The 14,332-nt window shown below is 59.4% G+C and carries 11 protein-coding genes and 1 tRNA gene; 3 read left to right on the forward strand and 9 right to left on the reverse strand.

Going from position 1 to position 14,332, the window contains the following annotated elements:
• Positions 1 to 7: 7 nt before the first annotated feature.
• Positions 8 to 1,507: a RimK family ATP-grasp domain-containing protein gene (locus tag MD273_RS09205; RefSeq protein WP_239037438.1), complete on the reverse strand. Its 1,500-nt coding sequence runs from the start codon at positions 1,505 to 1,507 to the stop codon at positions 8 to 10.
• A gap of 199 nt (positions 1,508 to 1,706) precedes the next feature.
• Here MD273_RS09205 and rimI point away from each other — a divergent pair, with 199 nt between their 5' ends.
• Positions 1,707 to 2,825, forward strand: a complete 1,119-nt coding sequence (gene rimI / locus MD273_RS09210) for a ribosomal protein S18-alanine N-acetyltransferase (RefSeq protein ID WP_239037439.1) — start codon at positions 1,707 to 1,709, stop codon at positions 2,823 to 2,825.
• Here the strand turns inward: rimI and uvrB are convergent, their stop codons facing one another.
• Positions 2,826 to 4,883: an excinuclease ABC subunit UvrB gene (gene uvrB / locus MD273_RS09215; RefSeq protein WP_239037440.1), complete on the reverse strand. Its 2,058-nt coding sequence runs from the start codon at positions 4,881 to 4,883 to the stop codon at positions 2,826 to 2,828. It lies immediately after the preceding gene.
• 187 nt (positions 4,884 to 5,070) lie between these two features.
• Here uvrB and MD273_RS09220 point away from each other — a divergent pair, with 187 nt between their 5' ends.
• Both MD273_RS09220 and MD273_RS09225 read left to right on the forward strand, forming a co-directional pair.
• Positions 5,071 to 6,255, forward strand: coding sequence for a pyridoxal phosphate-dependent aminotransferase (locus MD273_RS09220; RefSeq protein ID WP_239037441.1), 1,185 nt, complete (start codon positions 5,071 to 5,073; stop codon positions 6,253 to 6,255).
• 70 nt (positions 6,256 to 6,325) lie between these two features.
• Positions 6,326 to 6,401: transfer RNA gene (locus MD273_RS09225), tRNA-Asn, on the forward strand.
• A gap of 499 nt (positions 6,402 to 6,900) precedes the next feature.
• Here MD273_RS09225 and pyrF read toward each other — a convergent pair.
• The 7 genes from pyrF to MD273_RS09260 form a co-directional block, all read right to left on the reverse strand.
• A complete protein-coding gene (gene pyrF / locus MD273_RS09230; RefSeq protein WP_239037442.1) occupies positions 6,901 to 7,611 on the reverse strand; it encodes an orotidine-5'-phosphate decarboxylase in 711 nt (236 codons plus the stop codon).
• A 32-nt stretch (positions 7,612 to 7,643) separates the two neighbouring features.
• Complete coding sequence (gene lapB / locus MD273_RS09235) at positions 7,644 to 8,813, reverse strand: lipopolysaccharide assembly protein LapB (protein ID WP_239037443.1); 1,170 nt, start codon at positions 8,811 to 8,813, stop codon at positions 7,644 to 7,646.
• A complete protein-coding gene (locus MD273_RS09240) occupies positions 8,813 to 9,115 on the reverse strand; it encodes a LapA family protein (RefSeq protein ID WP_239037444.1) in 303 nt (100 codons plus the stop codon). Before MD273_RS09240 ends, lapB begins: the two co-directional genes overlap by 1 nt.
• Positions 9,116 to 9,173: 58 nt before the next feature.
• Entirely contained in the window at positions 9,174 to 9,470 is a 297-nt protein-coding gene (locus tag MD273_RS09245) for an integration host factor subunit beta (RefSeq protein WP_008938050.1), read from the reverse strand.
• 130 nt (positions 9,471 to 9,600) lie between these two features.
• On the reverse strand, positions 9,601 to 11,292 hold the full coding sequence (gene rpsA, locus MD273_RS09250; RefSeq protein WP_239037445.1) for a 30S ribosomal protein S1: 1,692 nt from the start codon (positions 11,290 to 11,292) through the stop codon (positions 9,601 to 9,603).
• Between the two features lie 130 nt (positions 11,293 to 11,422).
• The gene (gene cmk / locus MD273_RS09255) at positions 11,423 to 12,103 is read right to left on the reverse strand and encodes a (d)CMP kinase (RefSeq protein WP_239037637.1); all 681 of its coding nucleotides are present in this window, start codon (positions 12,101 to 12,103) and stop codon (positions 11,423 to 11,425) included.
• Positions 12,103 to 14,331, reverse strand: a complete 2,229-nt coding sequence (locus MD273_RS09260) for a bifunctional prephenate dehydrogenase/3-phosphoshikimate 1-carboxyvinyltransferase (RefSeq protein WP_239037446.1) — start codon at positions 14,329 to 14,331, stop codon at positions 12,103 to 12,105. The genes cmk and MD273_RS09260 overlap by 1 nt, the downstream gene beginning before the upstream one ends.
• Between the last annotated feature and the right edge of the window lies 1 nt (position 14,332).

A 14,332-nucleotide genomic window follows, 5' to 3' on the forward strand; every position in this document is an offset into this window, starting at 1 on the left:
AGCCGGCTCAACCCCGGCGCTTGGCCTCCATGCGAGAGAGAAATTCCTGCATGATCAGAGTGTAAAGCTCGCCACCCAGGAACTTGTCCTCGACACCGGAATCGACGCTGGGGTTGTCGTTCACCTCGATGACCGCCACCCGGTTGCCAGACTGCTTGATATCCACCCCGTAGAGGCCATCACCAATCAGCCGCGTGGCGTTCAACGCCGCCTGGATTACTCCTCTGGGCACCTCATAGGTGGGCAGAGTTTCAAAGTCACCGCTCTCGACCTTCGAATCACCGTGCTGGTAGATCTGCCAGTGGCCCTTGACCATCATGTACTTGCAGGCATAAATCGCACGCCCGCCCAACACACCTATCCGCCAGTCGTAGTCTGTGTACAGGTATTCCTGGGCCAGCACCAGGGCTGATTGCCGGAACAGCTCCCTGAGCCCTGCCCGCAGCTCCTCTTCATCCCGGGCCTTGGTCACGCCACGGGAGAACGCCCCATCCGGGATCTTGATGACCACCGGGAACCCCAGGGTGCCGACGACCTGCTCCATAGCGTCTTTCTGGTCACGGGACAGGATCAGGGTCTTAGGCGTGGGCACCTTGTTGTTCCTCAGCAAGTCGGCCAGGAAAACCTTGTTGGTGCAACGCAGGATGGAAACGGGGTCATCAATGACCACCATTCCCTCGGCTTCCGCTTTACGGGCAAACCGATAGGTATGATGGTCAATCGCGGTGGTCTCCCGGATGAACAGGCCATCGTATTCCGGCAGCCGCATGTAGTCCCGGCGGGTGATCCGCTCCACATTGATACCCAGTTTACGGCCCGCTTTCTCGAAGCGCTTGAGCGCGGCCTCATCGCTCGGTGGTATCGCTTCGTCCGGGTTTACCAACATGGCCAGATCAAAGCGATAGCGGCGGCGGGTCCGGGGTTTGCGCCAAACCATGGTGCTGAAGCGGTCAAGCGCGGCCGCAAACAGGTCCTGTTCCTGATCCGACAGGTCCGCAGGCGCCGCAGGCCGCATTGAGGCAATCTGCCATGTCTTGCCGCGCTTGAAGACGATTTCCAGGATGGGGCACGGAAAGCTCTCGAACAGCGCCCGGGCAACCGGCTTCAGGTCCGGGTGCTCCGCCTGCCCGAAGTAAGTGCGGATCCTGACCTCATGGGTTGCGTCCTTCTCCTGGTTCGCAGGCTCGATTTCGGAACCGGCCGCATCCAGCCAGCTGAGCACACTGGGATCCAGCTCTTCCAGCTCCAGCGAAAACAGGCCCTTGCGGCTGAGATCGTTGAGAGTCATTACCGAGGGCACCACGTGGTGGCCCCGGGCTTCGGCCAGAAGCGAACAGTAATAGCCCTTGCTCAGGTATTTCGCGCTCTGGCACAGGTTGATAACCCTGACCCGGCCGCTGGAGGGCGAGGTATACTGGAGGTATTGGTCGAAGGTAAGAACGTCTTCACTGGGATAATAAGGGGCCCAGTCTTTTGCGCGGTCAACAACAATGAGCAAACGGGACATCGGTGGCATTCCTCCCTGAAGGTTTGGCCGCCTGGATTTGCGCAACAATACGCCCGGCCCCGGAGTTACACAATCGCCCGAACGTGCGTGCTTTTACGCATGCCGGCGGGGCTTGCGTACCGGCCACGCTCTACCATAATAGCCGCCAGAGGGAAGCCCGCCAGCACGCCCTGCATACCGCCATAAGGCCAGTAACGCCATGCCCGATGTCATCCTTCGCCACGCCGTCAACACAGACCTGGACAACCTGGTTCAGCTGGAGAACCGTTGTTTCAGCGACGACCGGCTTTCCCGGCGGAGTTTCCGGCGATCTCTGGAGGTGCCCCGGGATCGGCTGATCGTGGCGGACCAGGCCGGCGAGCTGGTGGGCTATTGCCTGGTATTGATGAACGCAGCCACCCGCCTGGCCCGGATTTACTCCGTGGCCGTTTCGCCCGCTGTGCGGGGCCAGGGTATCGGTGAACGATTGATTCGCGAGGCAGAGAAAGAAGCGGCCGAGGCCGACCGCATCATCATGCGCCTGGAAGTCAGGGAGGATAATCCGGGTGCCATCAACCTCTACAAGCGCCTTGGTTACCGGCAATTCGGTACCTATCGCGATTATTACGAAGACCACGGCACTGCCCTGCGGTTCGAGCGGCGGATTCTGTATTACGAGCCGACCAGAGAGTTTCTGCCGGTTCCCTACTACCCCCAGACCACCGAGTTCACCTGCGGGCCGGCCGCCCTCATCATGGCCATGGCCGCCCTGGACGAGAGACAACCACTCAACACCCTGGAGGAGCTGAAAATCTGGCGTGAAGCGACCACCATTTTCATGCTCGCCGGCCACGGGGGCTGTGGGCCACACGGCTTGGCCCTGTCTTGCTGGAACCGTGGTTTTGAAGCCAGTGCCTGGATCAGTCAGGAGGGTGCGCTGTTCAAGGACACCGTCCGCAATGAAGACAAGAAGCGGGTGCTGGAACTGGTTCACGAGGGATTCCTGCACGACATTGGCGCCACCGGCATCGAGCTCCACCACGACCCGTTAACCCTTGAGGGGATGGAGAACGCCCTGCACGAGGGCCGCATACCGGTCATCCTGATCAGCACCTGGCAACTGAACCGGAGCCGGGTGCCCCACTGGGTCACGGTCTGTGCCATCGACAATCAATTTGTATACCTGCACGACCCGGAAATCGACGTACAGGCAGGCGAAACCGTGGCAGACAAACAGTACCTGCCGGTGGACAAGCGGGTTTTCACCCGGATGTCCAGCTACGGCCGGAACCAGCCGTTGCAGGCTGCCGTGATTGTCGGCCCGAAACGGGCCGGATAATCAGCCGGTTCGCAGGGCCGCTTCCTTGAGTTCGGCAATCTCGTCGCGCAGCCGCGCTGCGGTTTCGAAATCCAGGTCCGAGGCGGCCTTGTACATGTCATCTTCGAGCCGCGCCACCTCCTTGAGCACTTCCTCCGGCGAACGGTTTCCGGCCTTGGCCCGGTACTGCTCCGCTTCCTCTGCAGCCTTCTGACCCGGCCGCTCGGCCTTTCGGCGGCCACGGCCACCACCGGCCGCACCTTCCATGATATCGGCAATCTTCTTGTTCAGGCCGGTCGGTGTGATGCCGTGCTCTTCATTGAACGCTGTCTGTTTTTCCCGGCGGCGCTGGGTTTCATCAATGGCCCGCTGCATGGAGCCGGTGATGTTGTCACCATAGAGAATCGCCTTGCCGTGGACGTTACGAGCGGCACGGCCGATGGTCTGTATCAGGGACCGCTCACTACGCAGGAAGCCTTCCTTGTCCGCATCCAGGATCGCGACGAGGGATACCTCTGGCATGTCCAGGCCTTCCCGCAACAGGTTGATCCCCACCAGCACATCGAACTCGCCACGGCGAAGATCCCGGATGATTTCCACCCGTTCGACGGTGTCGATGTCCGAATGCAGGTACCGGACCTTGATGTCGTGTTCCATCAGGAAGTCGGTCAGGTCTTCCGCCATGCGCTTGGTCAGGGTGGTGACCAGCACCCGCTCCTGAACCTTCACCCGGGCCCGGATCTCGGACAGCAGGTCATCCACCTGGGTGGACGCGGGACGCACCTCGATTTCCGGGTCCAGCAGGCCGGTGGGACGAACCACCTGTTCCACCACCTGACCGGCGTGATCGCCTTCGTAGGGTCCCGGAGTCGCCGAGACAAAAATCATCTGGGGCGCAATACGCTCCCACTCCTCGAACCTCATGGGGCGGTTATCCAGCGCCGAAGGCAATCGGAACCCGTATTCCACCAGCGTTTCCTTGCGCGACCGGTCCCCCTTGTACATGGCGCCGATCTGCGGAATGGTCACGTGGGATTCGTCCACCACCAAGAGAGCGTTGGGCGGAAGATAATCAAACAGGGTCGGCGGCGCCTCCCCCGGTCTGCGCCCGGACAGGTAACGGGAGTAGTTCTCGATGCCGTTACAATAGCCCAGCTCCAGCATCATCTCGATGTCGTAGCGGGTACGCTCCTCGAGGCGCTGGGCTTCCACCAGCCGATTGTTGTCGCGCAGCACCTGCAGGCGCTCATCCAGCTCCACCTTGATCTGCTCCACCGCATCCAGCACCGTCTGGCGCGGGGTGACGTAGTGGGACTTCGGATAAATCGTGACCCGGGGCACCCGACGCAACACCTCACCGGTCAGGGGATCGAAGTAGCTGAGATTCTCCACCTCGTCATCGAACAGTTCGATCCGGATGGCTTCTTTTTCGGATTCTGCCGGAAAGACATCAATGACATCCCCGCGGACCCGGTAATTGGCCCGGTGGAACTCGACGTCATTGCGGGTGTACTGGAGCTCCGCGAGCCGGCGCAGGATAAAACGCTGATCGATCTGGTCGCCGCGGTCGAGGTGCAGCATCATCTTCAGGTAGGACTGGGGATCACCCAGACCGTAGATAGACGACACCGTGGCCACAATGATCGCATCGGGCCGTTCCAGCAGGGCCTTGGTGGCGGACAACCGCATCTGCTCGATGTGCTCGTTGATGGAGGCGTCCTTCTCGATGAAGGTGTCCGACGACGGCACGTAGGCTTCCGGCTGGTAGTAGTCGTAGTAGGAGACAAAGTACTCCACCGCGTTGTCCGGAAAGAACTCCCGGAACTCGCCGTACAGCTGCGCCGCCAGGGTCTTGTTGTGCGCCATGATGATGGTGGGCCGCTGCACCTGCTCGATCACATTGGCGACGGTGAACGTCTTCCCCGAGCCGGTCACCCCGAGCAGGGTCTGGTGCGCCAGGCCGGACTGGATACCATCCACCAGCCCCTCGATCGCCTTGGGCTGATCACCGGCGGGCTGGTAGGGAGAATCGACTCTGAACGCTCCGTTCTGGGCGTTACTGGTTTCTTTCGTTGCCATAAGTGGCGGAAAACCTCCGGATTTTCGCGGTGCCCGCCCCGGGCGGACGTATACCATCGAGAAATTTAGCGTTACGCTGGCTTCATGATACCATCAGTGCGATCGACGGCTGGGCGAAATTCAGCCAGCAGTGGCGCCTCCCCGGCCGATCGCAGCCCAATAAGACGCAGCTTTAAGGAGCTCAAGTTTGGACCTTCAACTTTCCAGCCGAGTACAGGCTATCAAGCCCTCTCCCACCCTCGCAGTCACCAACAAGGCCGCCGAACTCCGCGCAGCGGGCCAGGACATCATCGGCCTGGGTGCAGGCGAGCCGGACTTCGACACCCCCGAGCACATCAAGCAGGCGGCCATTGAAGCCATCAACAACGGCCAGACCAAGTACACCGCCGTGGATGGTACGCCGGCCCTGAAGAAAGCGATTATTGCGAAGTTCAAACGGGACAACGGCCTGGAATACGAAGCCAACCAGATACTGGTAAGCAGTGGTGGCAAACAAAGCTTTTTCAACCTGGCACTTGCCACACTGAACAAGGGTGATGAAGCCATCATCCCGGCCCCTTACTGGGTTTCCTACCCGGACATGGTGCTGGTGGCCGAAGGCAAGCCGGTCATCATCGAGACCAGCGCGGACACCCGCTTCAAGATCACCCCGGAACAGCTGGAAAACGCCATCACCGAGCGCACCCGCCTGTTCGTGATCAACAGCCCGTCCAACCCGAGTGGCATGGCCTACTCCATGGAAGAGCTGAAGGCGATCGGTGAAGTACTCAAGAAGCACCCGAACATCATGATCGCCACCGACGACATGTACGAGCCGATCCTGTGGACCGGCAAGCCGTTCTGCAACATCGTGAACGCCTGCCCGGAGCTGTATGACCGTACCTTTGTGCTGAACGGTGTGTCCAAGGCTTACTCCATGACCGGCTGGCGTATCGGCTACGCCGCAGGCCCGGCCAAGATCATCGGTGCCATGAAGAAGATCCAGTCCCAGAGCACCTCCAACCCCTGCTCCATCTCCCAGGCCGCTGCTACCGCTGCCCTGGACGGCGATCAGGCCTGTGTGGGCGAGATGGTCAAGGCGTTCAAGGAGCGTCACGACTGGCTGGTCGACGCCCTGAACAAGTTGCCGGGTGTTGAATGCCTCAACGGCGACGGCACCTTCTATGTGTTCCCCAGCTTCCAGGGCGCCATCGATGCCGATGACAGTGTCAGCACGGACGTGGAGTTCGCCGAGAAGCTGCTGACTGACGCCGGCGTAGCGATCGTTCCGGGCTCCGCCTTCGGCGCTCCGGGCCACATGCGCCTGAGCTTCGCGACCAGCATGGAAAACCTGGAAAAAGCGGTTGAGCGTCTGCAAAAGGCACTCGGCTAAAAAGTTTTTGCCAGGGGTTGACGGGGCGGTATAGCCACCTTAATATACGCGCCTCGTCACACGACGACGTTCCCCGATAGCTCAGTTGGTAGAGCAACGGACTGTTAATCCGTTTGTCGCTGGTTCGAGCCCAGCTCGGGGAGCCAATATTTCAAAAGCCCGCTAATTCTATGAGTTAGCGGGCTTTTTTGTGCTTGTTTATTTTTGTCAGCTCCTTCTCGAAGCTTTGTTGTTAACTTAGCCCTGCCCTAGCCTTCAAGTTCTGGTGCAGGGGGCAATGGGTACCTGCTCCCAAAAACCGCTACGAGCACATCCATGTGCGCTTGGCTCCGCCATCCATGGCTCCGCACATTTTTGGGAGCAGGTACCCATCGCCCCTTGGAATCCAGGAGATATCCGCCTTTACGAGCGCGCGGGGTGCATCGCCCATCAACCGACTCGAAAATTCACTCTTATAAATCATTTGCGATACCCCCGATGCCAGGACCGGTGGTGTGGGGCCGCCCTCCCAAAAATGTTGAAGGCCAGGGATGGCCTGAAACAAGCGCACATGGACGTGCTCGTAGCGGTTTTTGGGAGGGCGGCCCCACACCACCAGCCCGCCAAGGCAGCAGGCTAGTTCGGGGTTAAAGGACAGCGACCAGGTTAGAGGCCAATCACCTCAGAATGAATAGCCTCCAGAGCAGCCAGAGGATCCGGCGCCTGAGTGATTGGCCGACCAATCACGAGGTAATCGGAACCGGCCTTGAGGGCGTCCGTGGGAGTCATGATACGTTGTTGGTCGCCTTTGTCGGCGGTCAGCGGTCGGATTCCCGGGGTAATCAGCCTGAAGTCGGCGCCCTGCTCCGCTTTGAGCTTCGGAGCTTCCTGCGCAGAGCAGACGACGCCGTCGAGCCCGCAATTTCTGGTCAGGGTGGCCAGGCGTGAGACCTGGGCTTCCGGAGAGTCAGTGATGCCGATGCCGGCCAGGTCTTCCGGGCCCATGCTGGTGAGAACCGTGACCGCGATCAGCAGGGGCTTGTCGGTACCGAAGGCTTCCAGGCGCTCGCGGCAGGCGACCATCATCTTCTCGCCGCCGGAGGCGTGAACGTTCACCATCCAGACGCCGAGGTCGGCCGCAGCGGCAACGGCGGCAGAGGTAGTGTTGGGGATGTCATGGAATTTCAGATCCAGGAACACATCGAAACCCTTCCCTTGCAGCGCCTTTACCAGTTGCGGCCCAGAACGGGTGAACAGCTCCTTGCCGACTTTCAGGCGGCATTTCGCCGGGTCCAGTTGATCGACCAGGGCCAGTGCCGGGTCCTGGGACGGAAAGTCGAGAGCAACGATGATCTTGGGGTCAGAAGGGTTTTGCACGGTTCGGTTCCTGGGGGTAATTCGTAACGGATTTATTCAGCTTCCACGCCCTGGATCGGGCGGATGGTTTCCCACTGCTTGCAGCTCGGGCACAGCCAGTGTAACTGCTGACCGGAAAAGCCACAGCTTACGCAACGATAGATCGGGCGGTTGGACAGCAACAGATGACCGATCCGGCTGACCAGACGACCTTCGTCCGTCGTCATGCCCTTCTCGTAACCTGCCATCTCAACCAGCCGCAGCAGGCCGCGCACCGAAGGACGGCTTTCCAGTTCCTGGCGCAGCAGGTCAATCGCCGCCGGTCGGCCGGAGGACCGCTCCATCGATTCTACCAGAGCCAGCAACAGACTCGTGCTGGGATATTGCTCGTAAAGCTTGCGGAGCTTCTTGAACAGCCGGCCGACGTCACCGTGCTCACGCTCGAGCTTCATCAGGCGGTCAATCGCTTCCGGGCCGAATTCCGGGTTCTGGTCAAACACCTTGAGGCTTTCCTTGCCGGCTTCCCGGAAGCTGCCCTGGCGAACCAGCAGGCTCATCAGAATAAGCGTGGCGCGAACACAGGAGCGATCGTATTCAAGAGCCTCTTTCGCGAGCTTCTGGGCTGTCCAGCGATCATCATGCTTGAGCGCCTGCTCGGACAGCTCACAGGTGATGTAAGCCAGCGTTTTGAACAATGCCAGATCCGAGTCACCCTTGGCGAGCGTTCGCGCGACATCCGCCGCCTTGCTCCACTCCCGTTCCTGCTGGTACAGCTCGATAAGCTGAAGAGCCGCCTGTCGGCCGTATTCCCTGTCTCCCAAAATCTGATGAAACAGCGCCTCCGCGCGATCCAGCAATCCGGCATTCAGGTAGTCCAGGGCAAGCTCCATCGTGACCTGTGGCGAAAAACGACCGGGCAATTCCGGGCGGGCGAGCAGGTTCTGGTGGATCAGGATTGCGCGGTCGGTCTCACCCTTGTTACGGAAATGACTGCCAATGGAAAGATGCAGGCTGACGGTGTCCTTGTTGACCGCGAGGGACTGCACAAAGTTCTCGACCGCCTGATCGGAGTAGTTGGTAAACAGGAACTGGAGACGATCGCGGACCGAGTCTTCGTCAGAGATGGCGGTTCTGGAACTGCGGGAGTTACTGCCAAGCCGGCCGGCCATCCAGCCGGCCGCGACCGCCGCAGTGAGCAGCAGCCACTGAAGCACTATATCCATTAAAGAGTCCGGTCGTTCTGAGCCCTGGATTTCTCCAATGCCTGTTCGGCACGATCAAGTCGTTTCCTGAGGGTTCGCCGCGACACGGATGTCCGGACGGTCGCCAGCATGGTCATCAGCACACCGAACAATGCACCTATGACAAACGCCATGATAATCCAGACGGCCACTCCGTGGGGCTGGGTCTCGAACAGGAGGAAATTGAGAGAGACCGCCATCTGGTTATTCAGCGAAAAGACGAGTGCCAATAAAATCAGGACCAGTACCAACAGAATAATGAGGATTTTCTGCAATCCTGCCATAACGTAAGCACTCCGTAGGGCTCAACAGGCCCAAAGCTTCAATTCTTTGCCGAGACCCTTAGAATCCTTTTTTCAGGCTGTCGTTAACCTGTTCCCGGAGTTCCTTTCCCGGTTTGAAATGAGGTACGTACTTCGCCGGCAGGTTCACAGCCTCGCCAGTCTTCGGATTACGCCCTACCCGCGCGGCCCGGTGGTGAAGGGAAAAACTGCCAAATCCCCGGATTTCGATTCTCTGACCATCTGCGAGTGACTGGGACATATGCTCGATGATAGTTTTCACTGCAAGTTCGACATCCTTCACAGACAGCTGAGTCTGCTTGGAGGCAATCAGTTCGACCAGTTCGGACTTCGTCATGAGGCGCTTCCCTCTTCTTTATTATTCGGCAGCCTAATACCGCGATTCTTTGTCCTAGTTTAGTCAAACCAGAAAAAAACACAAAAAAAACGGGCTCTTAGAGCCCGTTTTTTTCACACCTGAAGGAAACTTAGTCCTTGTTGGCGTTCTGCTGCTGCATCTGTTCCTTGATGAGATCACCGATGGTGGTCGCACCAGAAGATTCAGCGGCCTTGCTGCGGACGCTTTCCAGCGCCTGCTTGTCGTCTTCAACGTCCTTCGACTTGATGGACAGGTTGATTACGCGGTTCTTGCGATCGATGCTGATGATCTTCGCTTCGACTTCTTCGCCTTCTTTCAGCGCGTTGCGTGCGTCTTCAACACGGTCACGGCTGATTTCAGAAGCCTTCAGTACCGCCTCAACCTCGTCGTTCAGGGCAACGGTTGCGCCTTTGGCGTCAACAGAAGAAACAGTGCCCTTGACGATGGAGCCCTTGTCGTTCAGCTGTACGAACTCGGCGAACGGATCGCTTTCCAGCTGCTTGATACCCAGGGAGATGCGCTCGCGCTCAGGGTCAACAGACAGGATAACGGTTTCGACTTCGTCGCCCTTCTTGTACTCGCGAACGGCTTCTTCGCCAGTCTCGTTCCAGCTGATGTCGGACAGGTGAACCAGGCCGTCGATGCCGCCATCCAGACCGATGAAGATACCGAAGTCAGTAATGGACTTGATCTTACCGGAGATGCGGTCGCCCTTGTTGAAGTTGCTGGAGAACTCTTCCCACGGGTTGGCAACACACTGCTTGATGCCCAGGGAGATACGACGACGCTCTTCGTCGATATCCAGGATCATCACTTCAACTTCGTCACCTACCTGAACAACCTTGGACGGGTGGATGTTCTTGTTGGTCCAATCCATTTCGGATACGTGAACCAGACCTTCAACACCCTCTTCCAGCTCGGCAAAGCAGCCGTAGTCGGTCAGGTTGGTTACGCGTGCAGTAACCTTGGAGCCTTCCGGGTAACGACCCTTGATATCGACCCAGGGATCTTCGCCCAGCTGCTTCAGGCCCAGAGAAACGCGGTTGCGCTCACGGTCGAACTTCAGGACCTTAACATTGATTTCGTCGCCCACATTCACGATTTCGCTCGGATGCTTGATGCGCTTCCAGGCCATATCGGTGATGTGCAGCAGGCCGTCAACACCACCCAGATCTACGAACGCGCCGTAGTCGGTCAGGTTCTTGACGATACCCTTGATTTCCAGACCTTCGGTCAGGGTTTCCAGCAGAGCTTCACGCTGCTCGCTGTTCTCAGCTTCCAGAACGGCGCGGCGGGAAACCACCACGTTGTTACGCTTCTGGTCCAGCTTGATAACCTTGAATTCCAGTTCCTTGTTCTCCAGGTGCGCAGTGTCGCGAACCGGACGAACGTCTACCAGGGAACCCGGCAGGAAGGCACGAATGCCAGACAGGTCGACGGTGAAACCGCCCTTGACCTTGCCATTGATCACGCCCTTAACAACTTCTTCAGCCTCGAAGGACTTCTCCAGAACTTTCCACGCTTCGGCACGCTTGGCCTTCTCGCGGGAAAGACGGGTTTCACCGAAGCCATCTTCAACAGCATCGAGAGCCACATCGACAACATCGCCGACAGCTACTTCCAACTCGCCTTTTTCGTTAAGGAACTGGGAGGCGGGGATAACGCCCTCGGACTTCAGTCCGGCGTTAACGGTGACCCAGTCGTTGTCGACGTCAACTACGGTTCCCTGGACGATGGAACCCGGTTGCATGTCAATTTCTTTCAGGCTTTCTTCAAAAAGATCCGCAAAGCTCTCGCTCATTATGTGTCCTATGTGATCAACGCAAGTGTACTCCGTGCCACCAGCAACACGGTCTGTTAACGATTTCCGGAATCAGCCAGCGGCTGGCAAATAACGCTGTTTCCGGCATTCCAACGACAAAAAGGTGTAGTCAGGCCTGACCTGCTGCGGCCATACACCTGTCCAACACCTCTTCTATACTCAACCCCGTAGAATCAATGACTTGCGCATCATCCGCGGGCTTGAGGGGGGCTGCGGAACGGTTCATATCCCGTTCATCACGAACCCGTATCTCCTCTAAAAGGGCATCAATATTAACATCGACACCCGCGTCCTTCAACTGGTTAAAACGTCGCCGGGCCCGTTCTTCCGCACTGGCCGTCAGGAAGATTTTCACCGGCGCGTCGGGGAAAACCACAGTGCCCATATCGCGGCCATCGGCGACCAGACCGGGGGCTTGCCGGAAGTCCCGCTGCCGCTGCAGCAGAGCATCCCGGACCGGCTGCTTGACCGCCACCCTGGAGGCATTGTCGCCGCAGGACTCGGTACGGATCTCGGAGGTCACATCCTCCCCCGCCAGCAACACTTTCGCCGGCTGTCCGGCAGGGGTCGGCTCGAACGTCACATCCAGCGAGGCGGCCACCCTGACCAGGCCACTCTCATCGTCAAGCGAAACGCCCTGTCGTGTCGCCGCCAGCGCTGTCAGCCGGTACAGGGCGCCGCTGTCCAGCAGGTGCCAGCCCAGCTTCTGCGCCAGCATCTGCGTGATGGTGCCTTTTCCCGAACCGCCGGGGCCATCGACCGCAATGACGGGGGCATTGCTGTCTGCCATCATTCACCACCTTCCGAGCTGATCTGGATTCCGGTCTGCAACGCCAGTTCCACGAAACTCGGGAAAGACGTGGCAACGTTGGCGCAGTCGGTGATTTCGATGGGGCCGGTCGCCCGCAGGGATGCCACCGCAAAGGACATGGCAATGCGGTGATCGCCATGACTGTTCACCGTCCCGCCACCGATTTCCTGGCCGCCATCGATGACGATGCCGTCCGGAGTCACTGTCGTTTCGACGCCCAGTGCTTCGAGGCCGTCGGCCATGACCTGGATGCGATCACTTTCTTTGACACGGAGTTCTTCAGCACCCCGGAGTACGGTCCGTCCCTCTGCGCAGGCAGCGGCGACAAACAACACCGGGAATTCGTCAATGGCCAGGGGCACCTGATCTTCCGGAATATCGATACCCTTGAGGTCGGCAGAGCGCACAAGCAGGTCCGCCACCGGCTCACCACCGATCTCCCGCTCCTCGAGGATCTGGATGTCAGCCCCCATCTGGCGAAGGATGTTGATAACACCCACCCGGGTCGGATTCATACCGACATGGCGCAGCACCAGCTCGGAACCCGGTGCAATGCTCGCTGCCACCAGGAAAAAGGCCGCGGAAGAAATATCGGCGGGTACGTCGATGGCAGACGCGGTCAACTTGCCGCCACCGGTAACGCTTGCAGTCGCACCATCACGATGAACGTGGTACCCGAAGCCCGCCAGCATGCGCTCGGTGTGATCCCGGGTGGGCGCAGGCTCGGTGACCGAAGTCACGCCCTCAGCGTAAAGCCCGGCCAACAACAGACAGGATTTCACCTGGGCACTGGCCACCGGCATTTCGTAATGGATGCCGGTCAGCTTGTGACCACCCCGGATCTTCAACGGCGGGCGGCCACCCTCGGCGGTATCGATCACGGCACCCATGGCGCGGAGTGGATCAGCCACACGTCCCATGGGCCGCTTGGACAGGCTGGCGTCACCGGTCAATTCCGAATCAAACGGCTGTGCCGCCAGCAGACCCGCAAACAGACGCATGGCCGTTCCGGAATTACCCAGATAGAGCGGTCCCCGGGGTGCCTGCAGGCCATGCATGCCGACTCCATGAATGCGCACGAAGCCATCTTCCGGACCTTCGATGGTCACACCCATGTCACGGAACGCCTGAAGGGTCGCCAGGCTGTCTTCGCCTTCGAGAAACCCTTTCACCTCAGTAATCCCCTCTGCCAGGGCACCCAGCATGATGGAGCGGTGGGACATGGATTTGTCACCCGGAACCCGTATGTCACCCCGGATGGAGCCACCGGGCTTGAGCCGGAAGGTTACCTGCTTTTCGCTGTTGTTAGTCACGTACGCCTGTCCTGAAAGCATCTTGGTGAAATGTTCACGCGCCGCCTTGGCGCGACTGAAGACCCGGAGCAGTGTTGCGCCATCGCCAGCGGCGATGGCAGCGCGAAGCTGGTCCAGATCATGGGCAAAGTGGTCAATAACCCGGAGCACGGCATCCCGGTTCGACAGGAAAATGTCATGCCACATCACCGGATCGCTGGCCGCGATCCGCGTAAAATCCCGGAATCCGCCAGCCGCATACCGGAAGATATCCATATTTTCGTCTTCACCGGCCAGAGTGTCCACGAGGGAAAAGGCAATGAGGTGTGGCAGATGGCTGGTCGCTGCCAGCACTTCGTCATGATAGGCCACGGACATGGTCAGCACGGTGGCCCCACAACCTTCCCACAGGGCCCTGAGTCGCCTGAGATCAGGCTGGTGGGCGTTATCGGCGGGGGTCAGAATAACCTTGTGATTGGCAAAGAGCTCGGGATTGGCTGCCCGGATACCGCTTTTCTCGGAACCGGCAATCGGGTGGCCAGGGATGACGTGGGGAGAAAGTTCGCCGAAAACGGCCTCGACATCCGCCACAAAACTGGACTTGGTGCTGCCAACGTCTGACAACACGGCATTCCTGTCAAGAAACGGCTTTAGCTCTGCCAGCACGGTGCGGGTTGCCCGCACCGGAACCGCCAGCACCACCAGGTCGCTGCCACGAACTGCGTGCTCCAGCGAATCGGCTGCCAGATCTATAACACCCAGCTCTTCGCCCAAGGCCAGCTCTTCGGCCCGCCGGTCATAGCCGACCACCTGCCCGGCCAGTCGATGCTGTCTGATGGCACTGGCCAGGGACCCGCCGATGAGCCCCAGGCCGATAATGGCTACACGGTTGAAAAGTGGCTCGCCGTCGCCCACT

This window comes from Marinobacter sp. C7 (assembly GCF_022343555.1).
In the GTDB taxonomy this organism is placed as follows: domain Bacteria; phylum Pseudomonadota; class Gammaproteobacteria; order Pseudomonadales; family Oleiphilaceae; genus Marinobacter.

Excerpts from the sequence above, each read along its gene's own strand:
- MD273_RS09205 (WP_239037438.1), bottom strand. The coding sequence starts at position 1,507 with ATGTCCCGTTTGCTCATTGTTGTTGACCGCGCAAAAGACTGGGCCCCT.
- rimI (WP_239037439.1), top strand. The coding sequence starts at position 1,707 with ATGCCCGATGTCATCCTTCGCCACGCCGTCAACACAGACCTGGACAAC.
- uvrB (WP_239037440.1), bottom strand. The coding sequence starts at position 4,883 with ATGGCAACGAAAGAAACCAGTAACGCCCAGAACGGAGCGTTCAGAGTC.
- lapB (WP_239037443.1), bottom strand. The coding sequence starts at position 8,813 with ATGGATATAGTGCTTCAGTGGCTGCTGCTCACTGCGGCGGTCGCGGCC.
- MD273_RS09240 (WP_239037444.1), bottom strand. The coding sequence starts at position 9,115 with ATGGCAGGATTGCAGAAAATCCTCATTATTCTGTTGGTACTGGTCCTG.
- MD273_RS09245 (WP_008938050.1), bottom strand. The coding sequence starts at position 9,470 with ATGACGAAGTCCGAACTGGTCGAACTGATTGCCTCCAAGCAGACTCAG.
- rpsA (WP_239037445.1), bottom strand. The coding sequence starts at position 11,292 with ATGAGCGAGAGCTTTGCGGATCTTTTTGAAGAAAGCCTGAAAGAAATT.
- cmk (WP_239037637.1), bottom strand. The coding sequence starts at position 12,103 with ATGGCAGACAGCAATGCCCCCGTCATTGCGGTCGATGGCCCCGGCGGT.